The organism is Nostoc sp. UHCC 0302, assembly GCF_038096175.1.
GTDB lineage: Bacteria > Cyanobacteriota > Cyanobacteriia > Cyanobacteriales > Nostocaceae > UHCC-0302.
Window position 1 is genome coordinate 1 of sequence record NZ_CP151100.1, and the last position, 26,405, is coordinate 26,405.

The following is a 26,405-nucleotide window of genomic DNA, read 5'->3' on the forward strand; positions in this document are numbered from 1 at the left end:
ATGCTCATGAAGTGGCTTGATTGCTCTGTTGGGCTAACCGCAGCATGACCTTGGCTTGTTTGCCAAAACCTTGACTAAAAGCATTTTGGATTTCTGTGTTGTCAAAAATTTCTTTGAGTCTTGCTCTGAGGCTAGGAATATCTCTAATTTCAATAGAAATATTGACAAACTTCGGTGTAGTTTCGACATGAAATAATCCGGCATTGTTGCTCAAAAAATCACCAGTTAACATTGAACAGTGAGCCAAGGATTCTTTCCATTGGGATGCATATTTATTCTGAAAATAGGAATTCCCTAATTTTTTGATGAACGTAGGTGATGTGTGAGGTTGTGTTTGTGGAGAGGAGATTTGATTGGATGTCTTCGAGGGTGGTTCAGGAGACGCCCCTTTGAGCAACGAGGAGCTAGTTTGATTCTTTAACTTTCGTTGTTCAATAAAAGAGAGAGCGAGTATGCGATTTTTATGTCTATCTAAACCTTCAATGTATAATTCCCAGGCTTTTTTCGTAACCAGAGGTAATGAAGGCTCAATCATTTTGACAATCTCGCGCCAATCTCCCAAAGTAAATTCAGCAATTGTTTCAATGAAGGTCATGAAAATAGCTTTGTAGATTTTAGCAGGAGGGGAATGTTTTAAGTGTTGTTTGTAAAGGAGGTCGTCAACCATTTCTAGCTTCTGCCCAGACACAGACAAGTCAATTTCAGTGATGTCAAGACTGAGACTGTGTTTGAGCCGAATTCTTGTAAGGCTTGGGTTTTGCGCTCTTGTTTCTTTAGTCGTAAACTCAATACAATCACCACAGCTAGGACAAGTGCAGGAGTGATGTTGAATTAGTAAACCATCTTCGCCAATTTCTGCATAAATAATCGCAAGTTCATCTCGCAGCGGTTGAAAAACATGGGTGCAACTAGAACATTGGATTAAACCAAAAGTTGGGGATTCAATTCGGCTTTGTGGTTCTAAGCTCCATTGACGTGGTTCATCAGGAAGTCCGTGTTTCTTCCAGTTATCGGTAACATCAATGATTACCGCAGTTGGTTTGAGGGGGTGAGTCCTAAGAACACGTCCAGTCATTTGAAGCCAGAGGGTAGAACTTTCAGTAGGGCGTACACAGTAGATACACTCGATGTTAGGACAGTCATAACCTTCAGTAATGATTTCATAATTAGTGATGACTTGAGTAGTTCCGCTACGGAAGCGTTGGAGAATTTGAAACCTAGTTTCACTTGGTGTAGAACCATCTAAATGTTCAGCATTAACGCCCTGACGACAAAATTCTTTTGCCAAGGCACGAGAGTGTTCAAGGCTAGAAGCAAAGATGACTGTGCGGAGATTAGAAGCATACTTGAGAAAGTTTTGAAAGATTTGGCTAACACCAATCTGGCTAGTAACAGCAACAGCTAATTGTGAAGCTTTAAAATCGCCGCCGTATTTCTCAACTCCAACAGTAGAAATAGTTTGATTAGTCGCAAATAAGCGAAATTTACTTAAATAACCAGCTTTAATTAATTGGGCGGTAGTTTCACCAATGACTAAATCATCAAATAAATCAATAAAGCCTTGACCATCAATTCTTTGGGGAGTAGCAGTAACACCTAATATTTGTGCAGTTTCATAATGCTCAATCAACCGTCTATATGAAGAGGCACTCGCATGATGTGCTTCATCAAAGATCACGACGCCAACATTTAAAGGAAACTCTAATACTTTTCGTCTAGCTAAGGTTTGAACGCTAGCAACTTGAATTCTACGTTCTGGGTGAGATGGGATACCTGATTTAATAATCCCCACGCTTTCACCAACAATTTGTGAGAGCTTTTCGGCAGCTTGAGAAATTAACTCTTGGCGGTGAGCGACGACTAAGACTTGTTGCTGCTCTTGAAAGAATTTATGACAGATATGAGCAAAACAGACTGTTTTCCCTGCACCTGTAGGGAGTTGGGCAAGTACCCGCCTATTACCATTAGCCCAAGAATGACGAATATCTTTTATCCATTTATGCTGATAATCTCTAAGTTCATAGGTAAGAGACATTTGGGCCATAACTTCAGAAATTAGTTATTATTACTGTTATGGGCATTATATAATTACTTGGTATCTATTAATAGTAATGAATAAAAATATTTTGCAATTATCAATAGTAATAAGTCTGGGCTAGATAGCAACTTGATATAAGCCAATGTTGTCCTTAAGAATATCTATCTCGACAGGAGAAAGGACTTTAGCTTTCATTTCTTGTAGCTCATGTAGGGCAGCGTTAGCATCGGCAGCACCAAATTTGAAGTACTCGGTTAAACTGCCGATGCGATAATTGAAATTCTGATAACGATGCTTAAAATATAATTCAACATTACCCCTGTGTGACCAAGTTCCAAGTAGTTGAATAGTAATAGTTTTATAATGTGCAAGTAAATCCGTTTCTATTTCTGCCAATCGCTGTTGTATGGGTCTAGCGGTAACGCCTATTTTGTGCAGAGTACGTTTAGGCGTTTGAATCTCTAAAAAATACAGTTTACAAGATAAAATGCGCTGAAGTTGAGCGCGGTAAAGTGTTAAGTCAGTGAGGCGATATGACTTATCTGGCGTATTTTTGTATAAGGCGTGAGCTCAGTCTTGCCACTACCAACATCTTCAACACAGACTAATTTTCCATCTGAGGCTATACCAAATTTGAGCCACATTGTCACGCTTACTCATTAACAGAAAACCAATCGAAGCAGATAGCCGAAAGTTAAAGCAAGCTTTAAATAATTTGCAGAGGGAGCAGAATTTAGCTCAAACTAGTGCTAGTGTACTATAAGATTTCTAGTTTAGGATTTAATTTGCTTGGAAATGGCGTGAAAAGCGAGACTGCTTGTGGTGGAGCTACCTTTGGGACAAGAACCTGTCGCTACAACTAGAAAGATAGTTCACGTTGATATGGACGCCTTCTACGCATCAGTGGAACAGCGGGACAACCCTAGCTACCGAGGTAAACCGTTAGTAGTTGGTGGCAGTCCGAATCAACGAGGCGTAGTTGCAGCAGCTAGTTATGAAGCTCGGAAGTTTGGTATTCACTCAGCAATGCCTTCTCCTGTCGGAGACCAAGGCGAACAATAACTGCGATAAGCAAAGCTTAAGCCTTCTCCAAAGGAGACGCTAGCGCGAACGGCTATCGCTAAATGTCCTGGACTAATCCTTGTAAGGTCGAAATTCGATGTCTAAGGTCGCAAAATTTTCTCCCACCAGTCTAGCATTGCTTGTTATCTTTAGCACCCGATTTCAATTACTGTACTGTATTTGCTGTGCTGCTTCTTAAACCCTTTGCAGCAAGTCTTTCAAGGCTTAACGGTAAAAGTCAGAATCAGGTAGAATTTCCATGTATTACTACATGAAATTGTGATTATTCTCAAAAATCAGACAAATTTTCAGCTTATCTTGGAATGAAAATCTGATTCCGGATTGTGGCTCATAAAGTTGAGCAGACTTGACCAACTATCAAAATAAAGATAACGAGTTGAAGCTCATTTATCAAGTAAAAATTCAGAGCCAAAATTGCCATAAATACCTCTGAGGATTCATGAAAATTGTAATAAGCTTGCCATAAATTGAGGGATAAATTCTCCTCTAGACTTGTGGTATAAATTTTAAACGGATAAAATCATTATGAATAATGTAATTAACTACAATAATGATAAAGGACTCCTCGCCTACATAGAATTTTTAACTGCTAGTAGCCTAAAACCCATAAATGGTAATACTGATCTAGTATTTGAGTTTGAGGATGCTCTTGATCAAACAGAAATGGCACAGTTAGCAGTTGATGAACTAAAAAAAATTCCAGAAGTAAACGCTTTATTTCAAGAACGCTGGCTGCCTGCACCTTTGAATTTAGATGATTTAGCCAAACTCCCAGAAGGAACTTTAGGGCAGATTTACGCCACAGAGATGAAAGCTAGAGGTTTCGATCCTTATTTTTACAAACAAGTTCCGGTAGTTGATGATATTTCCTATCTCAAAATGCTGTGGCGTTCTACCCATGATATTTATCATGTAGTCACTGGATTAGATACTGATGGTATTGGAGAAATTGGACTACAAGCATTTGTCTTAGCTCAGACTCGAATTCCAATTAGTGTGATGTTAGTAAGTTTTAGTATGGTCAAAATCAGTCTCTATCAACCAACAAAGTTCAATGATTTAATGATAGAAATAGCTCGTGGCTATAAGCTTGGTTCTCAGACTCCTGGTAAACTAATAGCCCAAAAGTGGGATCAATTTTGGAATGTACAGATGAGCGAAGTTCGTGCGAGTTTAGGAATGAGAGCCATAGACCATGATTTAGCTGCAATTGCCTAGCAAATACTTCACCACAGCGAAAATGCTGTTTGAGTCAGTTGGGCTATGAAAATCGTAGTATCAGGTTGTAAGGAATTGCCCAGATTTAATAATGCAAAACAAGCGAGGCGCTTCTCTACGAGACGCTTCTCTACGAGACGCTTCTCTACGAGACGCTTCGCGAACGCGAACGCGAACGCGAACGCGAACGCGAATGCGAATGCGAATGGCATCGCGCTGTCTAGGCAGTGAAAGCATATTTCTGTTTTTAGTAATTATTTATACTATATTAAGTATAAATAATTACTAAAAATTTAAGGCGCACCTTCATTGGAACTTACTACATTTTTGCTACAGAAAACCGCCAGTAAGGTTGCAGTATATACATAAAAACTTACTACAGATTTTTATTCTACATAAGAATAATAAAAATCATAGCTCTACTGTTTGTTAGAGCTAATTACCTTATTTAAAGGTATAACTTAATTCTAGCTTACCCACAGAAGTCATCCACGCGTATATCACGCCACACATCAGACACTTGCCAGCCAGAGTTGCCCACGGAGCGCAGAGGACGATATTCGGGGATGTATGCAGCAGATTCAGGTATTTCGATGTATGCGGGTAGTGTGGGTTCTTCAACTACTGGTTCTGACTCAACTAGGGGTTGAGGAAATTGGATCTCAAGTTGAACAATTTCGTCTCCTGCTGGTGGGGTTGGTTCTGTTCTCTTACGAACTGGCTTTTCAATTTTTTTGATGAGTCGGCGCATTTCTATAGGATTCATTCGGGTTACACAGAGTAGGGTAAGATATCCCAGAATACAGTAAGTTAGAACCAAATAAAGAGCACATCTTGCCGTTTGTTGTATGGGTGCAGATTGCTGGAAAACGTGTAGGTGTAGCCTCGCTGCTGCTATAAAATGTGTTTTCCTTGCTGGATTGTTATCGATTGTGTTAGGTACAATCAACTTTGATCAACCAACGATGTAAAATTACCATTACAACTACTAAAGGAATCATCAAAACTGGAATAATTTCCAAACCCGTATGATTTGCAACAGCACCAATGACTGCTGGAATGAAGGCAGCCCCCAAACTTGCAACGCAAGTCATAAAACCAATTCCGACTGGCACGAGTGCAATAGGTATTCGCTGCGGCATTAACCAGATTGTTAGCGGGAAGATGGGAGCCAAAGCAAAGCCGATTATCGGTAAATTGAGTAATTGTGTTGGTAGCAACCACCAAGCAATTAAACTGACTGCTAACAAAGTTAAAGCACTATCTAATGTACGAGTTGCACCAAGATATTTAACTACACGTCCGGTAACTAAACGTCCTAAAGTTAGTCCCAACCAATAAGCACTGATACTATAGCCTGCAAGAACTTCTGGCGTACCTCGGCTGACTGTCTGGACACTATAAGCCCAATTACCTATTGAAGCTTCCGTACCTACGTAAACTAGCAATAATAAGCCTGCTATTAATACCGCAGGTGTTTTTAAAACTACAGGTAGATTTGATGTTGCATTTGAATTTTGAGACTTAGTAGGCTTAGTAAGTGGTCTGTAGTTAGATAGAACTGCCCAAAGCATCCCTAGCACTGTTAAAGCAACAATAGAAGCGAACACCAAGTAAACAGCTCGCCAATTGAGGTTCATTGCTAATAGCGTTGTGGCAAGCGTCGGGCCTAAAAACGCACCAAGTCCGTAAAAAGCGTGGAGTAAACCGATTAAATCAGCATTACCTTGGTGGTTAGCAATATAACTGTTGATGCCAGCATCAATTAAGCCAATTCCTAAACCAAGGAATGTACCTGCAACAATCATTAATAACCAGTAAGGAGAAACAGCGTAAGTCACAAGAGCGCAGGTAAGGCTAATAGATGCTAGCAATAACATCCGTGCTAATCCAATATGGTTGCCCAGAGAACCACTAGCCAATGCAGCGAACATATAACCAGAAACCTGTCCTAGGAAAAGTAAAGTAATAGTTGCATTATTCAAGTTAAATGTTGCTTGAATCGAGGGGATTAAAACACCTAAGCCGCCCTCAGCAATGCCAATTGCAATAAAAGCATAAAAAGATAGAGCGATACCAATCCAGGCTTGATTGTTTAAGCATCCCCGCTGGAATAAATTGAACAAACCTTCGATACCTCACGAGTAATAGTGTTGACTTCACAGATACCCCAAAAAAGTTTGTTCAATTTATTTTTGCTCAACTCCTAAAGGTGAGCGTGAAGATGACATAATTATTACTCCTATAGCCAACCATAGCAAAAGTTTCATGTTTAAAAGCGTGCCATTCCCTTTCACAGCCTAAGATTGCCAACTTGGGATAAAATGGCGCAGCGTTGAAGGAGCGAAGGGCAAACACTGGGCAAAGACTCATTAATGGAGGTCAAAAGCTCGTTCACGAGTATTAAAAGCTCATTTACAAGTCAACAATGTCGTGTGAGCGCTAAATTTTCCTGTAAAAGGCTTGAGCCACCTTGATTTACAATACACTCATGATAATAAGCTGCCTTTTATAACAAACCAAGCTGTTGATGGTAAGCGTAGCCATGCCGTCAGGCTTATCGCCTCTGTTCACTCTTGCACTGTGTATCTAATTTGCATATCCTTGGGCAGGTGAGAGATATATCTCCTTAGATTCCCTGCTTTACTCCTGACGTTAAAATCTATGCGCGATCGCAAACTTAGTTTAACCGCATTGATCACTCTCATCTTAACTATTTCACAACCCATCGCAAATTTGCCTCCACTATTCCAGGTGTCGCAGGTATTGGCGCAAACCCCAGCAGACCGCAAAGCTGAGGCAGACCGACTGTTTCAGCAAGGTATTGAGCAGTTTCAAATTAGTCAATTTGGAGCGGCATTACAATCTTGGCAACAAGCGCTGATTATTTATCGAGAAATTAAAGACCGTTTAGGCGAGGGTCAATCTCTGGGCAATCTGGGAGTTGCTTACAAGAACCTGGGAGACTACGCTAAAGCAATTGAGTACCAGCAGCAAAGATTAGCGATCACCAGGGAAATCAAAGACCGCCAAGGGGAGGGTACTACTCTCGGTAATCTGGGAATTGCTTACAAAAACCTGGGAGATTACGCCAAAGCCATTGAGTACCAGCAGCAGAGATTGGCGATCACCAAGGAAATCAAAGACCGTTTAGGCGAAGGACAATCTCTAGCCAATCTGGGAATTGCTTACTCTGCTCTAGGAGACTACGCCAAAGCGATTGAGTATGAGCAGCAAGGTTTGACGATCATCAGGGAAATCAAAAACCGTTTAGGGGAGGAACAATCTCTGGGCAATCTCGGAGCAGATTACTTTGCTCTAGGAGACTACAGCAAAGCCATTGAGTACCAGCAGCAGAGATTGGTGATCGCTCGTGAAATCGAAGACCGTCAAGGAGAGGGTGCTGCTCTAGGCAATCTGGGAACAGTTTACTTTGCTCTAGGAGACTACGCCAAAGCGATTGAGTACGAGCAGCAAAGTTTGGCGATCGCTCGTAAAATTAAAGCCCGTTTAGGTGAGGGTCAATCTCTGAGTAATTTGGGAAATGCTTACTATGCTCTGGGAGACTACGCTAAAGCGATTGAGTACGAGCAGCAGAGTTTGGTGATCGCCCGAGAGATCAAAGACCTTGATGGAGAAGGAACAAATCTGAATAATTTGGGATTAACTTTCTACAAATCTGGCAATCTCAAAGAAGCAGAAAAAATACTCCGTGCTGGCATTGAAGTACTAGAATCTCTCAGGGGAAGATTGGGTAAGAATGATAGCTACAAAGTCTCAATTTTTGAAGAACAAGCTCGCACTTACCTCATATTACAAGAAGTTCTAATTGCTCAGAATAAAACCAAAGAAGCGTTAGAAATTTCTGAACGAGGACGTTCTAGGGCATTTGTAGAGTTATTAACTTCACGGTCGTCTAGCAAAAGTGCAGGTCAAACCTCAGAACGTCCTGTTGATAAACCGAAAATATCGCTGTTGCAACAAATTGCCAAACAACAAAATTCCACTCTCGTTGAATATTCTATTATTTATGATGACTTCAATATTCAGGGTAAACAAGAAACTCATGAATCAGAACTCTATATTTGGGTAATTAAACCCACAGGTGAAGTCACCTTTTTTCGCAATGTTGACCTGAAACCCCTGTGGCAAAAAGAAAACACAACTTTTGCAAAACTCGTTACTACCAGCCGTAACTCCATTGGTGCAAGAGGTACAGCTTTTCGTGGCATCAATGTCAGTTACAACCCCAATGCACCTAAAGCCAAAAACAATTTAAAACGTCTACACGAATTATTAATCAACCCTATCGCTGACTTATTACCCAAAAATTCTAATGACAGAGTTATTTTTATTCCTCAAAGTTCTCTATTCCTCGTCCCCTTCGCCGCATTACAAGACGCAGACGGTAAATACCTGATTGAAAAACACACTATTCTCACATCACCATCAATTCAAGTTTTAGACTTAACCCACAAACAGAAACAACGGATTGGCACAAAACCCATAGAAGGGAAAGATACGCTGATTGTTGGTAATCCAACAATGCCTTTTATCGCACCAAAAATCGGCGAAACTCCGCAACAATTAATTCCTTTACCTGGTGCAGAACTTGAAGCGATCGCTATTAGCAAATTACTCAAAACTCAACCTCTCGTTGGCAACAAAGCAACAGTTTCAACTGTAGTGCAGCGTTTACCCCAAGCGCGATTTGTTCATTTAGCAACCCACGGTTTATTTGATGATATCCAAGGATTAAATAGCGGTATTGCTTTGACTCCATCCGGTAAAGATGATGGTTTATTAACAGCCTCAGAAATCCTTGACCTGAAGCTAAATGCCGAGTTAGTTGTTTTAAGCGCTTGCGACACCGGACGCGGACGCCTAACTGGGGATGGAGTAATTGGTTTATCTCGTTCCTTAATTAGTGCTGGTGTACCCAGTGTCTTAGTATCGCTTTGGTCGGTTCCAGATGCGCCCACAGCACTATTAATGACGGAATTTTATCAAAATCTTCAAAAAAATCCTGATAAAGCGCAAGCACTGCGGCAGGCAATGTTGACGACGATGAAAAAGAGTCCAAATCCTGTTAATTGGGCGGCTTTTACTCTTATTGGGGAAGCAGAATAAGTTTAACTAATTCGTAATTGTTAGAGATTCCTAAAAGATAAATTACATAACGCTAATATGACCAAACTACATCCTCTAAGATTAATCCTGTTGCTGTGCCTATCCTTGTGTTCAGAAACAGTCAGCGCCTATCCCAAACCAATACCCTCAACCTCTCAACTAATAACCCAAACCAACACCCCAGATAGCAATCGTGCTGCGGCCCAAAAAGCAGAAGCAGAAGCCTATCAATTAGGCAAACAGAAAGCACCCTTCTTAACCCAAGTCATTCCTAAATTTGAAGAAGCCCTAAAATATTGGCGTTTAGCAAAAGACCGCAAAAAAGAAGCCACAACTCTTGATCAAATTGCTAAATTCTACTGGGTTCGAGGTGAATATCCCAAAGCTTTGGAATATGCTCAGAAAGCCCTACTTATTTGTCAAGCTTTAGGGGATAAGGAATGTGAGGGTGGAGCCACTACTTCACTTAGCTTGATCTACGACCAAATGGGAGAATATCAAAAAGCGATTGATATCCGTCTGCAAATTCCATTACTCTCTCCTAAGAATGTTGATTTACCATCTATCGTTTACACCACGGTTGGACAGATTTACAGTGACAAATTAGGCGAAAAAAAGAAAGCACTTGAGTATTACAACAAAGCTTTGGAATACTGGAAAGAAAAAGGTGATGTCCTCAAACAAGCTGAAATACTCGATTATATTGCTTTTTTTTACATCAGTTTAGGTGAAACAAACAAAGGCTTTGATTCCCTAAATCAGGCTAATAATCTCGATCCAGAATTGAAGAGAGATACAGGCAATTACGATGTAATATACCTCGTGTTAAATGGCTCAATTTGTGCCGATAAATTAGCATCAATAAAAAAGACTCCCAATATTGAGAAATTAGAGAATTCGTCGAAGCAATCAGCAACTCCAAATTCTGACGCAGCTACCAATAATAGTATCGAATACTACAAACAACTAGTTCAAAAATATCACACACAAGAACTTCTTAGGGCTGAAGCGGAGTTTCTATCAAATCTTGGTAATTTGGTATATACAAGAATTGGAGAATATCAAAAAGCCCTAGAAGTTCATCGACAAGCACTAAAACTGAGGCAAATAATGGGCGGTAAGCCAGAAGAAGCAGAGACACTTAAGCATATTGCTAATATTTTAAATAAGCAAGGTAAAAAACAAGAAGCGATTGATAAACTCAATCAAGCCTTAGAGATTCAACGTCAGATAAAAAATCGTCCAGAAGAAGCTAAGACTTTAGAGACTCTTGGTGATCTTTATTTGTCTTTAGGCGCATATCCTGAGAGTTTAAATGTTTATGAAAAAGCATTATCCCTAGATCAAATTATCGGGGATCATAGCGATGAAAGCCGTACTCTGAGCAACATTGGAGATGTCTATCGCAAGTCGCAAAATTACCCACGAGCTCTGAATTATTATCAGAAATCATTAGAAATATCCAAAAAAGCTGGAGATTGTAACTATGAAGCCCAATCACTAGAGCGTATTGGTCGAACTTACCTTGCTGCGGGCAATTCTCAACAAGCAATTAATTTTGCTAACCAGACTCTAAATTTATCTCGTAATTTAGGGGTTAATGAGTATAAATCAGCCACAGAAGCAGCTACATTTAATATCCGCGCTCAAGTTGAGCTTAAACAAGGAAATTATTCCCAGGCTCTAGAATCCTCTCAAAAAGCCAGAAAAGCAGCACGAGAATCTCGCTATAGGGACTTAGAGGCAAGAGCGATCGCCCCAACTGCTGAAGCTTACGTAGCCCTTAAACAACCAGATAAAGCTATACAAGCCTATCAAGAACAACTTGCTCTGTATAAGGAAATAGGCTTTAGTGCTGAACAAGCCCAAAGTCTCTACAATATCGCCAAACTTCAACGCCAAAACAACCAATTACCAGAATCCTTCACAGAAATAGATAAAGCAATCAAAATCATCGAAAACATTCGCAAAGAAGTCGTTAGTGAAGATTTAAAAACTTCCTTTTTTGCCACAGTACAAGATTATTATCAACTGAAAATCGACATTTTGATGGAACTGCACAAACAAGACCCATCAAAAGGATACAACGCTCTTGCTCTCAACACCAGCGAACGCTCCCGCGCCCGCAGTCTGCTAGAACTTCTGACAGAAGCCCATGCAGATATCCGTAAAGGAGTAGATCCAAAACTCTTAGAAGAGGAACGTAGTTTACAACAACAAATTGATGCCAGAAGGAAAATCCGGATTGAACTCTTATCAAGTAAAAAACCCCCAGAACAAGTAGATGAATTAAATAAAGAAATTGAGGAACTTTCAGAGAAATATCAGCAAATCCTAGCTTCTATCCGCGCTAAAAGTCCGGGTTATGCAGCAATTACTCAACCCCAACCCCTGACACTCGCAGAAATTCAATCCTTAGTTCTTGATGACAACACAATTCTTTTACAATATTCCCTCGGACAGGAACACAGTTATCTTTGGTTAGTGACAAAGACAGAAATAAAAAGTTATGAATTACCCAAAGGTGAAGATATTGAAACGGCAGCTAAGAAGTTTGCTCAAAATATCAAAGGCGGTGGGGAATTATATTCACGAGGTGGAATTACAGTTCAACCTGGAAAAAATGCTGAAAATCCTGAAAAAGTTGCTACTAAATTAAGTCAAATGTTGCTTCAGCCTGTGGCGGAGGAATTAGGAAATAAGCGATTGTTGATTGTGGGTGATGGAATTTTACAATATATACCCTTTGCAGCGTTGCCAAATCCAACACCAACAAAATTACAACCGTTGTTAGTAGAACATGAAATTGTGAATGCGCCTTCGGCTTCTACAATTGCGGTGGTGAGGAATGAAATTAAAAACCGCAATATTGCTGTAAAAAAATTAGCTGTGTTGGCAGATCCAGTATTTAGTAAAGATGATAATCGCTTAAAGCCAAACGTAGCTCCAGGTGGTCAAAATAGAGGTAAAAATCCCAACTCTACTGAGTTAAATGCTTCAGCACTGAAGCGTTATAGCTGTGATTCAAATCTTAGCTTTCCTCGCCTTGAAGGCACATACACAGAAGCCACAAATATTTTGAGTTTAGTTCCCAAATCATCAAGCAAATCAGCTTTTGATTTTGATGCTAATCGCACTACCGTAACGAATCCAGAAATGAGTCAATACCAAATTGTACACTTTGCAACTCACGGATTTTTCGATACTAACAATCCTAAGTGTTCTAGTGTAGTGCTATCTTTGGTAGATTCAAAAGGAAATGCTGAAGATGGTTTTCTTCAACTTCAAGATATTTTTAACCTCAACCTTCCAGCAGAATTAGTGGTGCTAAGCGCTTGTGAAACCGGACTTGGAGAACAAGTAAAAGGTGAAGGTTTGGTAGGATTGACAAGAGGATTTATGTATGCCGGTAGTCCACGAGTTGCTGTCAGTTTGTGGAGTGTAGACGATAAAGGAACAGCAGAATTAATGACAAAATTTTACACAAAAATGCTCAAAGATAATTTACGACCTGTAGCAGCGCTGAGAGCTGCACAATTAGAAATGTGGCGCAGTCCCAATCCCAATTATTCTCGGACTAATGTCTGGGCGGCTTTTACTTTACAAGGTGAGTGGCGATGATATGAGGTGATACTGCGAAAATTTTGAGCCGGGAAATAAATTTATAGCACCAACGCACTGTTAATAATTCAAGGTGCAATTTTGCCCTTTGGTGGTGCAACGCTTGACTGGCGAATAGAAAGCAACGGCTAACAAAATATAACTGATGTTATCTAGTTACGCTGCTTGGGACTGGTTCAACTGTTGCAGCCAAAGAATAATTCTCTCCCTCTGGCTAGCATCAACCTTAGTACTAGAACACCGATTCAGTAATCGGGGAACAGAAGAGAAATCAACTGAGAGTGAAGTAAATAATGGAGGATAAAATAGAGTAAACGGTTGCCAGCCAATGCTTACAACGGCAATGAAGGCTTGAGCGATATTTAACAAAGTCTCAAGGAGAGGTGAGGACTGAATTAGGGTAAATTCGTGTAATAAATGTGCAATGAGCAACCACGAATATACGTATGCGACCAGGAAATTGGCATCCACCGATAGAGTTATCAGTATCAGAGCAAAATATCGTTAAGCGCATTAAACGAGCAAAGCTGTTTACATTTTTACGGCAATATCGCCATCAATTATTTGATGAGGAATTCCAAAAAGAACTGAGCAAGCTGTATGCAGATTCTCCAAAAGGGCATCCACCAGTACCACCAGCACAGTTAGCATTAGTAACCATTTTGCAAGCGTATACAGGTGCTTCAGATGCCGAAGCAATTGAAGCATTGAGCATGGACAGGCGTTGGCAGTTAGTACTTGATTGCATAGATTGTGAAAATGCCCCTTTTTCTCAAGCAACACTGGTCAGATTTCGTATGGCGCTGATTATCCAGGGTCTTGACCGTAGACTCATTGAAAAAACAGTCGAACTAGCGGAGCAAACCAAGGGTTTTGGCTCAAAACAGTTACGCGCAGCGCTGGATTCCAGCCCTTTGTGGGGAGCATCAAAGGTCGAAGACACATATAATTTACTGGGTCACGCGCTCAAAAAAGCGATTGGCGTGATATCTCGTCAACAGGGGAGGAAGTTGGCGGAAGTGGCTCAGGATATTGGGGCAGAGATCGTTGTTGGTTCAAGCTTAAAAGCTGCTTTAGACTTAAATTGGGATGACCCAGACCAAAAAAATTTAGCCTTGGGGATTGTACTGGACGTTCTAGAACGATTTGACGCTTTTGTACAAGCACAGCCTGAAAATATTGAACACCCTCAAGTTCGTTCGGCAATTGATTCCGCAAGGCTTATTGAAGCTCAAGATGTAGAAGTCGATGAACATGGTGAAGTCAAACTACTAAATGGTGTTGCCAAAGAACGACGTATCACAATTGAAGATGAAGAAATGAGACATGGACGTAAAACTAAAAGTCAACGATTTGATGGTTATAAGCGTCATGTCTTACGAGATTTAGACAACGGGCTGGTTAGAGCCGTTGGAATTCCCTTGAGCAAATATCCCTGAAGCATCTGTTACTGATGCAATTGCAACCGACTTAAAATGCCAGAAAGTGAATTTGGTTGAGTTACATATCGACCGTGCTTACTTGAGCAGTTCTTTAGTCCAAAACAGAACTGATGAACTGACTGTTTACTGTAAAGCTTGGCAAGTAAGACAGGGCAGGGGCAAGCAGTTTACTAAAACTGCTTTTATTTTGGATTGGGAGAATGAAACTATACGTTGTCCCAATCAGATCATCCTACCTTTTAAAGTTGGCGGTAAAGTCCAGTTTCCCAAGGATATTTGTGCAACTTGTCCGCTTCGTGAGCGTTGTACTACTTCCAAAACTGGCCGTAGCGTTTCTATTCATCCTGATGAGCCTTTATTTAGGGAATTACAACAACGTCAATTAACTCCTGCTGGTCGTGCCAAGCTCCGAGAACGCGTTGCTGTCGAGCATTCCTTATCTCACATCGGTCGATGGCAAGGAGATCAAGCTCGTTATGTTGGTTCTCGCAAAAATCTCTTTGACCTTCGCCGTACAGCTGTCGTTCATAATCTTCATATTCTTGCCAAAATTTTTACCTATCCTACTGACCAGCCTGCTACTTAATTCTGATTACTGAATCGGTGTTCTAGCAACCTTCAGCGTCTGCCTGGGAAATATCTCTCGCAAATCCGCCAGCATCTCGAAGCTTTCACACGCCTCCAGGCACTCAGCGATGTAATCGATTGAGTCAAGGGCTAACCATTCTTTTGTCGCTTCTTGGTCACAGATATAGTACTGCATAGCTTCGCATTAGCTCTGCCCATTATTTTAATACAGTACTCATTCACCTGGAGGGTTTGAGCCATTGCCACCTTGCCTGAAAGCTTTGGAAATCATCTGCTCCATGTGGTCAATTGCGTAATCGATAGTGCCTATAAGGTCAGATACACTTTCTCCTAACTGCTGACGCAACTCGCCAATTGCAGCATTATTTTGAGCGATCGCTTGGGGTATTTTGCTGAATTCATTACCTTTGTGTTGTAGCCTTAAATAAGCTTAATATCTAGACTCTAAGTAAATACCAGGGAGAAGGAAAGTGGTAAAGGCTCAACAAGAATTGTTAAAAAATCAAGGTTATTTTAAGCCACCCAAAGTAGGCTCTCCTGATAATCGACAAGGAGGGGCAACCCGTCAAGTAAAAGCACCTGAGATCAAACTGGAATAATAACTATCTTATTTTCTGTCTTTCCGGAAAGCCCAAAGTTTTAGCTGTATGTCATTACATACCGAATCTACTATATGTAAAGTCAGGGACGACAGCCTAAAAGTCCCTTATATAAATTCCACTGCTTAAAACTGCTCTGGTTCTACTCCTGGGCAGTTTTTCATTGTACTGGTGGCCTCAAGAGAGCCTGTACCCATTGTCAGCAATTGTAATTCTCGTGCAGTGCGTTGTTTACTCGCCGTAACCGTGAGATTGCGCTAGAAACCGTAAAAGCGGATACTCAAGGTGTAGCAAGCATAAACCCTGATCAGCAGTAAAACTCCTAGCAGAGGAATTTAAGCAATGGCAAATATTCAGCAGATTTGGCAACGTTGGATTCCTGGACTGCTTGAGAAAGTAGCAAAGCGTGGAGAAACAGTGGAGTCGGGAGCAGAAGTTACTAAAGCTACTTTGGAATTTGCAATCGCTCTGGGATTGCTAGCGAGTGTACCATCAGCACCAGTCTTCGCAGCGGGGTTAGCATTTGTAGGAATTGGACGGCAAGGCTTGGCATTGTTACATGAGAGAACAAATCAAAAATTTGAGATAGAAGAATGGGTAGCTTTTGCTTGTCCATTAGCTTATATAAATAGTTTTAATGCTTTAGTTGAGAGAAACGTTTGGTTGCAGGAAAAACTGAATGCAGAGTTAAAAGCGCAGGAAGTTAAGCCTCAGTTTCACCAACTGGGACATTTGGAATTAGACAATAGTAAAGCCGAAGAAGCATTGAAGCAGTTTCCAAATTCAACATTAGGACAAGCTTTAAATCAAGAATTATTTACTTACTTAGAAACAAAAGGGATTAAACCAGAGATTGCATCTTTAGTTACAGGATGGGTTGCCTGGGATACATATAATTATATCAAGCAGCTTTTCTCCTACGAATCAGAAGAAGTGCGCCAAACCTTAAGTTTGATGATAACAGCAGCACAAGAAGTAAGAGCAGATGATAAATACGCCAGCATAGAGTCATACCTGAAAGAACAAATATCACCATCACCAAGCGACCCGTTACTAATTGAACGATGGAAGGTAATAGGTGAAGAATTTAAAATACCGGAAATCTATGTGCCACTGAAAGCTCAATTGTTAGATAGTAATGGCAAACCTAAAGAAGAAGATACTGTTGATTTAGAGAATTGGGTAACAGAGCAACTGAATAAATCCCAAACAAATAGGCAAGTTATTTTTATTCAAGCAGGGCCAGGGCGAGGCAAAAGCGTCTCTTGTAAAATGTTTGCAGAGCGGGTAAGGAAAGAACTTCACCCAATTTGGACACCAATACTAATTAGGCTGAGAGACATAGATACTTTTGAGCCAAATATCGAAAATACTCTTCGTGCGGCTGTTAGAGAGAATTTTGCTAACCGAGATGATTGGTTGAGTCATCGCAATACTCGATATTTATTTATATTAGATGGTTTTGATGAATTACGTTTTGAAGGAAGAACAGCAAAAGGAATAGAAGATTTTCTTGGGCAAGTAGGAAACTATCAAGCACAAAGAGTATGTAGGCATCAATTCATAGTGACTGGTAGAGAATCAGCGTTGTATGGAATTGAAAATCGGCTACCAGCTAACTTAGTTAGGTTAGAAATAGCGTTAATAGATGACCAAATCCAGATCCAATGGTTAGAAAAGTGGGGTAGATTAGTTGGACAAGATAAAGTATCAGAATTTCAAAAGTTTCTCAAAGCAGATAATTGCCCTGAGCGTGTTAAAGAATTAGCACGGGAACCACTTTTACTATATCTTTTAGGGGCTATGCACCGAGATGATGAGTTAAATATCCAAATGTTTGGAGGTGCTAATGATGCTCAAGCTAAAATAATAATTTATCAAAAAACACTAGATTGGGTTTTAACGAAACAACGTCCTGAAAAACTTAATCAAGAGCTTACAGAATTTGATACAGAAGACTTGCGCCTGATTTTAATTGAAGCGGGATTGTGTGTTACTCAGTCTGGAAGAGAATGGACTTCAATCAAAGCAATTGAAGAACGGCTTAAGAATGATAAATCAGCTAGAGATTTACTGGAATCAGCACAAAATAAGCTTAGTGGTGAAAATCCTTTAAGAAATGCGTTAGCAGCATTTTATCTACGCCCAGCAAAAGCATCCTCCTCAACAGAAGGTGCTGTCGAGTTTATTCACAAGAGTTTTGGTGAATTTCTCTGCGCTCAGAAAATAAAAGAGAGCTTGAAACATTGGACAGAAATATCTTCTAAAAGTAGACGTGAGAGATATGTTATTGATGATGAGAAGCTAGCAGAAGAAATCTATGATTTATTTGGCTACGGTGGATTGACACAAGAGATTTTAGAGTACTTAATGGCTCTACTTTATTCTGAAGATAAATTTCAACACTTAAAATTATTTGAACGATTAGAAGATTTCTATATTTATTGGTGTCAAGGAAAATTTATAGATATAGATGACAAAACGACATTACCTCAAGAGAAAGCAAAAAATTTAGAAATACGGAAATTAGGCCAGCGACAAGTTGATATATTTACTGGGCTAAATGTAATGATTCTTCTCTTAGAGTTACACCGTTATGCTCAGACTCAAGATGGACTAAAGGATAATATTGTCTTTTATCCTTGCGGTAAAGAAGACAGCGATAATTTTGATGAGGATCGATTGTTTCGGATTATTGGATATAGCAACAGTGTTACCGTAGGTACTTTCTCAGAAACTGTCGGTTATTTCCTCTCTGGCGCTAACCTCAGAGGCGCTAACCTCAGAGGCGCTAACCTCGATGGCGCTAACCTCGATGGCGCTAACCTTGATGGCGCTAACCTTGATGGCGCTAACCTCAGAAGCGCTTACCTTTATGGCGCTAACCTCAGAGGCGCTTACCTTTATGGCGCTAACCTCAGAGGCGCTTACCTCTCCGGCGCTTACCTCGATGGTGCTAACCTCGATGGCGCTATCCTCTCTGGCGCTTACCTCTCTGGCGCTTACCTCTCTGGCGCTTACCTTTATGGCGCTATCCTCTCTGGCGCTTACCTTAATGGCGCTAACCTCTCTGGTGCTTACCTCAATGGCGCTAACCTCGATGGCGCTAACCTTCTCAATATTACTTGGGATAAGCATACAAACTGGAACGGCGTGAGAGAATTAGATAAAGCACGAAACGTACCTGAAAAATTACTTTCCCAATTAAACTCAACCGCCCACCTTTCGCCCCTAAAAGACACTCCACCGTCAGCCTGACATCGCCACCACCAACTCCGGCAGTAGCCGTCCCCGATAGAACTCCTGCTGTAACCCAGACAGCACCCCCAGTACCCCAAGCTCCGACCAATCACCCAAATCCTCGTTATGCAGAAATACCCGGTAGTACCCACAAGCTAGGCGATTTTCTCTTGACAAGCCGCTTGCGCGTCTACACACTTGCTCAAATTTGGTAATTTACGGAATATTACCCTTGAGAGTACTACTGGGGAAAACCCATGACTGCAAGTATTTGAGTATTCACGTTAAAGCATAAACACTTAAAATATAGGAGTAAACATAAGTGTAGTGTTATTTAGTTAAGTCTAATAATTATTCTTTTTCTAAAAAATATTAAAAATCAGTATATTACTTATTTATGACCATAGATTTACTAGAGTTTTTCCAGCGAACAGACCCCAGCCGGACTTTACAGGTCAATCAAGGTTTAGATAAGAAGTACTACATTGATTTTTCCTCTGTGCGGGGTGGCGATATTATTGGCAAGCTGAAGCAGAAAATTACGTTTTTCAAAGCGAATGAACCGACCTGCACTTTATTCACTGGTCATATCGGCTGCGGGAAATCAACAGAACTAATAAAGTTACAGGTGGAACTCGAAGCGCTGGACTTTCATGTGGTGTATTTTGAATCCAGTGAAGACTTAGAAATGACCGACGTAGACATTGCAGATGTACTACTCGCGATCGCGCATCGTGTAAGCCAAAGCCTGGAGAAAATCACGCTCTCTGAACCGAACAAATTCCACGAACTGCTGCAAGGGGCATTGAGGGCGCTAGACTCCGAAGTAACGGGGTTCAAGGTAAAAACACCAGTTGGTGACGTTGGTTTCTCTGGGGAGAAAGAAAAATTCTCCCTCGCTCTAGGAATTGGAGAAATCACGTCTAAGACGAAAAGTAACCCGATACTGTGGGAGAAACTCAACCAATACCTGGGGCCACAGAAAACCAGACTCCTCGAAGCGATTAACCGAGAACTGCTAGAGCCTGCGATCGCTAAACTGAAGCAGCAGGGGAAAAGAGGATTGGTGGTGATAGTCGATAACCTCGACCGCATAGACAACCGGATTAAGCCGTGGGGTCGTCCGCAGCAGGAATATATCTTCGTGGATCAGGGGGAGTTCTTGACAAAGCTCAATTGCCACTTGGTTTTCACAATGCCCCTGGCGCTGAAGTTCTCGAACGATTACGGAACGCTGACCCAAAGATTCCCGGAAGACCCGAAGGTACTGCCGATGGTTCCAGTGCAATGGCCAGACGGTAGCATACATGAGCAGGGGATGGCGCTGATGCAGCAGATGGTACTGGCTAGGGCATTCCCTGAATTGCAACCAGACGAGCGGTTAAACTACATAAGTGAAGTCTTCGATAATACAGAAACGCTAGAACATCTGTGCAGATTGAGTGGTGGTCATGTACGAGATTTGCTGAGGTTGCTCAATACCTGGATTCAGGAGGAAATGACACTTCCACTTTCCCGTAATACCCTGGAGCAAGTGATTCGCTCTCGTCGCAATGAGATGACGATGCCGATTTCAGATTCGGAGTGGGAGTTACTACGTTATGTTAAGCAAAAGAAGAAAGTCAGTGATGACCAAGGATACCAAAAGCTAATCCGTAGTAGATTTGTGTTTGAATACCGAGATGGGGGCGAATCCTGGTTTGATTTAAACCCGATTTTGGCAGAAGCGGCAGACTTAAACAATTGAGGGAGCAGTTCACGGTTACCAAAATTCTATGGATATACAGCGCCAATCAGATGAACCCATAGACAACGAGCGTTCGCTACAGCAGTTAGCTTGGACACTTCAAGCTTCGGTGGGACAATTTAAGCTGATTTGGGCGCGGTGTAATTACAGCGATTTAAGGACTCGTTTGATAGCAAGGTTAAGCGAAATCTGTAAAATTAAAATTCAGATATTGCAACTTAAGGAATCGGAAAAAACGCTATTTACTGCAATCCGTTCAGAATTACAGCCAGATACCCAAGCTTTGATGATTGTCGGCTGGGAATCATTGCAAGATTTACCGCAGATGTTAACAAGTGCTAATCAGGTACGCGAAGAATTTCGTAAAAACTTGTCTATTCCCGTAGTTGTGTGGATTAGCGAAGAAATCCACCACACCATCATGGAGATTGCCCCTGATCTGGAAAGCTGGGGAACTAGCAGAAGTTTTGCGATCGCACCTGATGATTTAACCCAATTCATTAAACAACTGGCTGATGAATATTTTGGGGGAAGTTTAAGTATAAATGATTACTCTATACTAGAGTTAGAATTAGAGGCAGCACAGAGAGAATTGCGATCTAATGACCAGGAAACAGAAGCTAATTTAGCCTCTGTGCTAGGTTTTGTAAAACAGACTAATAAGAAAATAGACGAAGCTTTAGAGTATTACCAAAAAGCTAGAGCTATATGGCAACAACTGAATAATACCCAAAGGCAAGGAAAGATTCTCGGTGAGATAGCTTACTGTTATTATCTCAAAGCTTCTAAAATTAAAGATACTGCTCATCCAGACTGGCAAGCTACTCGGCAATATACGCAAGAATACATTGCCTTTATTAACGAAGCTAATAGTCAAGAATTAACTGCTAGCTCTATTACCAAATTTGGTTACATCCTGTGTGATTTGAAAGAGTGGGAGAAACTCAAAAAATTAGCTCAGCAGGCTTTACAAGTACACCAAGCTAACATTCAGCTTATAGAATTAGCTCTAGATTACAGTTTTTTAGCCCAGGTTGCACTAGCTCAGTCGCATTGGAGTGAAGCTAAAGAATTAGCACTTCAAGCATTAGATGTCTTACCAAGAAATTCTGGTACAGAGGTTGTACCTGACCTCTCCCAAGAATCTATAAAATTACATGATTCGAGTTTTTATAAATATATTTTGGCACAGGCTGAATATAAATTAGGTTTAACTCAAGAGGCAATTGTCAACTTAGAAGCTGCAAGAGATGCTAGCAGCCCTATTAAAGATTTACAGCTTCACTTGGATATTCTCAATTACTTGCAGCGTCTCTACTTCGAGAAAAAAGAATATCTCAAAGCTTATGAAACCAAACAGCAGCAGCGGTCTGTTGAGCAGCAGTTTGGGTTACGAGCTTTTATTGGTGCAGGTCGATTACAGTCAACAAAGCTTGCTCAAATATCCCTGAACAAAACTGACATTCAAGAAAGCATTGCTCCTGAAATCGCTGCATCAGGTCGCTTATTGGATGTAGAGCGATTAGTAGAACGTCTGGGACGGCATGATCACAAACTCATAGTCATTCATGGGCAATCAGGGGTTGGTAAAAGTTCATTATTAAATGCGGGATTAGTTCCAGCTTTAAAAAATAAAAGTGTAGGTATTCAAGACTATTTACCTGTAGCAATGCGAGTTTACACCAATTGGGTGGAAGAACTAGCAAGGCTAATGCAGGAAGCATTGCAACAGAAAGGTAGAGCTAGGAGTGAGGAATCAAAAGAGCTTGAGGTTCCTGGCTTAGAAATTCAAGCATCTGCCACTGACCCGACCTTATTAATTTCTCAACTGCAAGAGAACGAAAAGCGCAATCTCAAAACAGTACTGATTTTTGACCAGTTTGAGGAATTTTTCTTTACTTACACACAAGAAACCCAAAGGCAGCAGTTCTTTGAGTTTTTAGGAGAATGTCTCAATATTCTCTCAGTAAAAGTAATTCTGTCACTACGGGTAGATTATTTGCATTATTTACTAGAATGCAACCGTTTAGAGAGCATGACGATTATTGGTAAGGATATTCTCAGTAGTAATGTTCTTTATGAGTTAGGAAATTTTTCGCTTGATGATACCAAGTCAATTATCCAGCGTTTGACTCAGACTGCTAATTTTGAGTTAGAACCTGCTTTAATTGAGCAACTGGTGCAAGATTTAGCAAAAGAATTAGGCAAGGTGCGTCCCATTGAATTGCAGATAGTGGGAGCGCAACTGCAAACAGATAACATCACAACTCTGGGAGAATATCAGCAGCATGGGCCAAAAGAAGAACTGGTAAAACGCTATTTGGCAGAGGTAGTGAATGATTGCGGTATTGAAAATCAGCAAATAGCAGAGATATTGTTGTATTTGCTGACAGATGAAAAAGGGACTCGCCCTTTAAAAACTCGTGTGGAATTAGAACGAGAGCTGCAAGCATTAGCCGCAAATGCCACGACAGACAGTAATAGATTAGATTTGGTATTAGAGATTTTTGTCAAGTCTGGTGTGGCAGTTCTGATACCAGAAAACCCATTTGACCATTATCAGTTGGTACATGACTATTTAGCAGCTTTTATTCGCCAGCAGCAAGAGCCGAAGCTCAATGAGTTGATGGCAGAATTGGAAAGAGAAAGAAAGAAAAGTCTTTTAGCACAAGAGCAACGTCTACTAGCCCAAGAGCAACTTCAGCAATCTGAGCAAGCAAAGCAAATCTTAGCAGCAGCGAACACCAAAGCAGGACAGCGCATTCGTCTTGGTTCAGGGGTCTTAGGTATCTCCCTTGTGTTGGCTGCTGGAATTACTGCCTTTTTTACCAACCAAGCATATCGCACCAGCCAAGAAGCGCAGACAGGCACAAGACTAGAACGGCAGGGGATTACGGCGTGGCAGAACTTTCAGTTACAAGAAATCGAACCTCTAATGTTAGCAATGCAGGCTGGACAAGAGTTGCAAAGGCTAGTCAAAGACAAACGCCCTCTAGAAGAGTATCCAGCAGCCAGTCCTAATTTAGCTTTACAAACAATTTTAAATGATATTCATGAGCGCAATCAACTCAAAGGGCATACTGGTTGGGTTAACAACGCAAGTTTTAGCGCAGATGGAAAACACATTGTCACGGCATCAAATGACAATACAGCCAGAGTTTGGGAGTTGTCTGGCAAACAAATAGCTGAGCTTAAAGGGCATACAAGTTATGTCAACAACGCCAGTTTTAGCGCAGATGGAAAACACATTGTCACGGCATCAAATGACAATACAGCCAGAGTTTGGGAGTTGTCTGGCAAACAAATAGCTGAGCTTAAAGGGCATACAAGTTATGTCAACAACGCCAGTTTTAGCGCAGATGGAAAACACATTGTCACGGCATCAAACGACAATACAGCCAGAGTGTGGGAGTTGTCTGGCAAACAAATAGCCGAACTTAAAGGGCATACAAGTTATGTCAACAACGCCAGTTTTAGCGCAGATGGAAAACACATTGTCACGGCATCAGGTGACAATACAGCCAGAGTTTGGGACTTGGCGGGCAGACAAATAGCCGAACTTAAAGGGCATACAAGTTATGTCAGAAACGCCAGTTTTAGCGCAGATGGGAAACGCATTGTCACGGCATCTTTTGACAATACAGCCAGAGTTTGGGAGTTGTCTGGCAAACAAATAGCCCTTCTTAATGGGCATACTGATAGAGTCAACAACGCCAGTTTTAGCGCAGATGGAAAACAGATTGTCACGGCATCTTTTGACAATACAGCCAGAGTTTGGGACTTGGCGGGCAGACAAATAGCCGAACTCAAAGGGCATACTAGTATTGTCTACAACGCTAGTTTTAGCGCAGATGGAAAACAGATTGTCACGGCATCTTTTGACAATACAGCCAGAGTGTGGGACTTGTCAGGCAAACCAATAGCCGAACTTAAAGGGCATACCAGTAGTGTCTTAAACGCCAGTTTTAGCGCAGATGGAAAACAGATTGTCACGGCATCTTTTGACAATACAGCCAGAGTTTGGGAGTTGTCTGGCAAACCAATAGCTGAGCTTAAAGGGCATACTAGTAGTGTCTTAAACGCCAGTTTTAGCGCAGATGGAAAACACATTGTCACGGCATCAGAGGACAGGACAGCCAGAGTGTGGGAGTTGTCTGGCAAACCAATAGCCCTTCTTAATGGGCATACTAGTAGTGTCAACAACGCCAGTTTTAGCGCAGATGGAAAACACATTGTCACGGCATCAGAGGACAGGACAGCCAGAGTGTGGGAGTTGTCTGGCAAACCAATAGCCCTTCTTAATGGGCATACTAGTAGTGTCAACAACGCCAGTTTTAGCGCAGATGGAAAACACATTGTCACGGCATCAGGTGACAATACAGCCAGAGTATGGGACTTGTCAGGCAAACAAATAGCCCTTCTTAATGGGCATACTGGTATTGTCTTCAACGCCAGTTTTAGCGCAGATGGAAAACACATTGTCACGACATCAGGTGACAATACAGCCAGAGTATGGGACTTGTCAGGCAAACAAATAGCCCTTCTTAATGGGCATACTGGTATTGTCTTCAACGCCAGTTTTAGCGCAGATGGAAAACACATTGTCACGGCATCAGGTGACAATACAGCCAGAGTATGGGACTTGTCAGGCAAACAAATAGCCCTTCTTAATGGGCATACTGGTATTGTCTTCAACGCCAGTTTTAGCGCAGATGGAAAACACATTGTCACGGCATCAAATGACAATACAGCCAGAGTGTGGGACTTAGCGGGCAAACAAATAGCCGAACTTAAAGGGCATACTAGTACTGTCTACAACGCCAGTTTTAGCGCAGATGGGAAACGCATTGTCACGGCATCCTGGGACAATACAGCCAGAGTGTGGGACTTGGCGGGCAAACAAATAGCCGAACTTAAAGGGCATACTAGTACTGTCAGAAACGCCAGTTTTAGCGCAGATGGAAAACACATTGTCACTGCATCCACAGACGGTACAGCCAGAGTGTGGCGTGTGGATAGCCTTAATGAACTGTTGTCTCGCGGTTGTCAATGGTTGAACGATTATCTAGTAATTAATCCAAAAGACCTACAAACATTAACTGTTTGTCAAAATAAATCAAACTTAATGGCAGCAGCACCGTTTTTGGTTAAAGAAGGAGAACAAGAAGCTAAATCTGGGAATATTGAGAATGCGATCGCTACGTTCCAAACAGCCTTGAAATGGAGTCCTAACCTAAAATTTGACCCTAAAGTAAAAGCAACTGTGTTAGCTAATAGAAGTAAAGCTGAAAGGTTGATACAAGAAGCGAAAAAGATTGTGGACGAGGGCAAGGTTAAAGAAGCATTAGTAGCTTACAATGAAGCTCAAAAGTTAGATCCACAAGTTGAAATTTCTGCGGACTCTTGGAACTTACTTTGTTGGCAAGGTAGTTTATACAAACAAGCTGCTGATGTCATGCCTGCCTGCAACAAAGCCGTAGCTCTTTCCCCTAACGATCGCAATATCCAAGACAGCCGTGGGTTAGCCAGAGCATTGACAGGGGACTTCAAAGGAGCAATTGCAGACTTTGAGGCATACATTGTTCAGGCTGATGGAGATAGTAAAGCACAACGGCAGCGTTGGGTGAAAGAGTTACGCGCTGGTAAGAATCCGTTTACAGATGCAGAACTCAAGAAACTGCGTGACGAGTAGATGATTT

At 41.3% G+C, this 26,405-nt stretch carries 15 protein-coding genes and 2 pseudogenes; 9 read left to right on the plus strand and 8 right to left on the minus strand.

Features of this window, described 5'->3' with window-relative positions; all coding sequences use genetic code 11:
• Nucleotides 1–4: 4 nt before the first annotated feature.
• Both WKK05_RS36335 and WKK05_RS36340 read right to left on the minus strand, forming a co-directional pair.
• Nucleotides 5–2,035, minus strand: a complete 2,031-nt coding sequence (locus tag WKK05_RS36335) for a DEAD/DEAH box helicase (RefSeq protein WP_341531473.1) — start codon at nucleotides 2,033–2,035, stop codon at nucleotides 5–7.
• Between the two features lie 120 nt (nucleotides 2,036–2,155).
• Nucleotides 2,156–2,527, minus strand: a complete 372-nt coding sequence (locus WKK05_RS36340; RefSeq protein ID WP_341531641.1) for a GIY-YIG nuclease family protein — start codon at nucleotides 2,525–2,527, stop codon at nucleotides 2,156–2,158.
• A 393-nt stretch (nucleotides 2,528–2,920) separates the two neighbouring features.
• Here WKK05_RS36340 and WKK05_RS36345 point away from each other — a divergent pair.
• A pseudogene (locus WKK05_RS36345) lies at nucleotides 2,921–3,073 on the plus strand (DNA polymerase IV); the annotation flags it as partial.
• Nucleotides 3,074–3,646: 573 nt separating this feature from the next.
• Entirely contained in the window at nucleotides 3,647–4,339 is a 693-nt protein-coding gene (locus tag WKK05_RS36350) for a Coq4 family protein (protein ID WP_341531474.1), read from the plus strand.
• 60 nt (nucleotides 4,340–4,399) lie between these two features.
• Here WKK05_RS36350 and WKK05_RS36355 read toward each other — a convergent pair whose 3' ends face one another.
• The 3 genes from WKK05_RS36355 to WKK05_RS36365 form a co-directional block, all read right to left on the minus strand.
• Nucleotides 4,400–4,576 (minus strand): hypothetical protein, encoded by a 177-nt coding sequence (locus WKK05_RS36355; protein ID WP_341531475.1) that lies wholly within the window; start codon nucleotides 4,574–4,576, stop codon nucleotides 4,400–4,402.
• Nucleotides 4,577–4,811: 235 nt separating this feature from the next.
• Complete coding sequence (locus tag WKK05_RS36360) at nucleotides 4,812–5,105, minus strand: hypothetical protein (protein WP_341531476.1); 294 nt, start codon at nucleotides 5,103–5,105, stop codon at nucleotides 4,812–4,814.
• Nucleotides 5,106–5,274: 169 nt separating this feature from the next.
• A complete protein-coding gene (locus WKK05_RS36365) occupies nucleotides 5,275–6,465 on the minus strand; it encodes an MFS transporter (RefSeq protein ID WP_341531477.1) in 1,191 nt (396 codons plus the stop codon).
• A 538-nt stretch (nucleotides 6,466–7,003) separates the two neighbouring features.
• Between WKK05_RS36365 and WKK05_RS36370 the strand changes: the two genes are divergently transcribed.
• Both WKK05_RS36370 and WKK05_RS36375 read left to right on the plus strand, forming a co-directional pair.
• A complete protein-coding gene (locus tag WKK05_RS36370; RefSeq protein WP_341531478.1) occupies nucleotides 7,004–9,469 on the plus strand; it encodes a CHAT domain-containing protein in 2,466 nt (821 codons plus the stop codon).
• Nucleotides 9,470–9,526: 57 nt separating this feature from the next.
• Complete coding sequence (locus WKK05_RS36375; protein ID WP_341531479.1) at nucleotides 9,527–13,090, plus strand: CHAT domain-containing protein; 3,564 nt, start codon at nucleotides 9,527–9,529, stop codon at nucleotides 13,088–13,090.
• Between the two features lie 156 nt (nucleotides 13,091–13,246).
• Here the strand turns inward: WKK05_RS36375 and WKK05_RS36380 are convergent, their stop codons facing one another.
• Entirely contained in the window at nucleotides 13,247–13,459 is a 213-nt protein-coding gene (locus tag WKK05_RS36380) for a hypothetical protein (RefSeq protein WP_341531480.1), read from the minus strand.
• A gap of 77 nt (nucleotides 13,460–13,536) precedes the next feature.
• Here WKK05_RS36380 and WKK05_RS36385 point away from each other — a divergent pair.
• Nucleotides 13,537–15,118, plus strand: a pseudogene (locus WKK05_RS36385) (IS1182 family transposase).
• 6 nt (nucleotides 15,119–15,124) lie between these two features.
• On the opposite strand, the gene WKK05_RS36390 reads toward WKK05_RS36385, so the two are convergent.
• A complete protein-coding gene (locus WKK05_RS36390) occupies nucleotides 15,125–15,295 on the minus strand; it encodes a hypothetical protein (RefSeq protein ID WP_341531481.1) in 171 nt (56 codons plus the stop codon).
• A gap of 295 nt (nucleotides 15,296–15,590) precedes the next feature.
• Here WKK05_RS36390 and WKK05_RS36395 point away from each other — a divergent pair, with 295 nt between their 5' ends.
• Together WKK05_RS36395 and WKK05_RS36400 are read left to right on the plus strand one after the other, a co-directional pair.
• On the plus strand, nucleotides 15,591–15,719 hold the full coding sequence (locus WKK05_RS36395) for a hypothetical protein (RefSeq protein WP_341531482.1): 129 nt from the start codon (nucleotides 15,591–15,593) through the stop codon (nucleotides 15,717–15,719).
• Between the two features lie 342 nt (nucleotides 15,720–16,061).
• Entirely contained in the window at nucleotides 16,062–18,977 is a 2,916-nt protein-coding gene (locus tag WKK05_RS36400) for a pentapeptide repeat-containing protein (RefSeq protein ID WP_341531483.1), read from the plus strand.
• On the opposite strand, the gene WKK05_RS36405 is transcribed toward WKK05_RS36400, so the two are convergent.
• Nucleotides 18,969–19,157, minus strand: a complete 189-nt coding sequence (locus tag WKK05_RS36405) for a hypothetical protein (RefSeq protein ID WP_341531484.1) — start codon at nucleotides 19,155–19,157, stop codon at nucleotides 18,969–18,971. The two genes, WKK05_RS36400 and WKK05_RS36405, sit on opposite strands and share 9 nt — an antisense overlap.
• Nucleotides 19,158–19,356: 199 nt before the next feature.
• Between WKK05_RS36405 and WKK05_RS36410 the strand changes: the two genes are divergently transcribed.
• Entirely contained in the window at nucleotides 19,357–20,706 is a 1,350-nt protein-coding gene (locus WKK05_RS36410; RefSeq protein WP_341531485.1) for an ATP-binding protein, read from the plus strand.
• A 28-nt stretch (nucleotides 20,707–20,734) separates the two neighbouring features.
• Nucleotides 20,735–26,398 carry a WD40 repeat domain-containing protein gene (locus WKK05_RS36415; RefSeq protein ID WP_341531486.1) on the plus strand — a complete coding sequence of 1,888 codons (5,664 nt, stop codon included), beginning with the start codon at nucleotides 20,735–20,737 and terminating at the stop codon, nucleotides 26,396–26,398.
• The last annotated feature ends 7 nt before the right edge of the window (nucleotides 26,399–26,405 follow it).

What these genes read in the sequence shown, in the direction of transcription:
- WKK05_RS36360 (WP_341531476.1), bottom strand. Translation starts at nt 5,105, where the DNA reads ATGAATCCTATAGAAATGCGCCGACTCATCAAAAAAATTGAAAAGCCA.
- WKK05_RS36375 (WP_341531479.1), top strand. Translation starts at nt 9,527, where the DNA reads ATGACCAAACTACATCCTCTAAGATTAATCCTGTTGCTGTGCCTATCC.
- WKK05_RS36415 (WP_341531486.1), top strand. Translation starts at nt 20,735, where the DNA reads ATGGATATACAGCGCCAATCAGATGAACCCATAGACAACGAGCGTTCG.
- WKK05_RS36350 (WP_341531474.1), top strand. Translation starts at nt 3,647, where the DNA reads ATGAATAATGTAATTAACTACAATAATGATAAAGGACTCCTCGCCTAC.
- WKK05_RS36355 (WP_341531475.1), bottom strand. Translation starts at nt 4,576, where the DNA reads ATGCTTTCACTGCCTAGACAGCGCGATGCCATTCGCATTCGCATTCGC.
- WKK05_RS36390 (WP_341531481.1), bottom strand. Translation starts at nt 15,295, where the DNA reads ATGCAGTACTATATCTGTGACCAAGAAGCGACAAAAGAATGGTTAGCC.
- WKK05_RS36400 (WP_341531483.1), top strand. Translation starts at nt 16,062, where the DNA reads ATGGCAAATATTCAGCAGATTTGGCAACGTTGGATTCCTGGACTGCTT.
- WKK05_RS36410 (WP_341531485.1), top strand. Translation starts at nt 19,357, where the DNA reads ATGACCATAGATTTACTAGAGTTTTTCCAGCGAACAGACCCCAGCCGG.
- WKK05_RS36370 (WP_341531478.1), top strand. Translation starts at nt 7,004, where the DNA reads ATGCGCGATCGCAAACTTAGTTTAACCGCATTGATCACTCTCATCTTA.
- WKK05_RS36335 (WP_341531473.1), bottom strand. Translation starts at nt 2,035, where the DNA reads ATGTCTCTTACCTATGAACTTAGAGATTATCAGCATAAATGGATAAAA.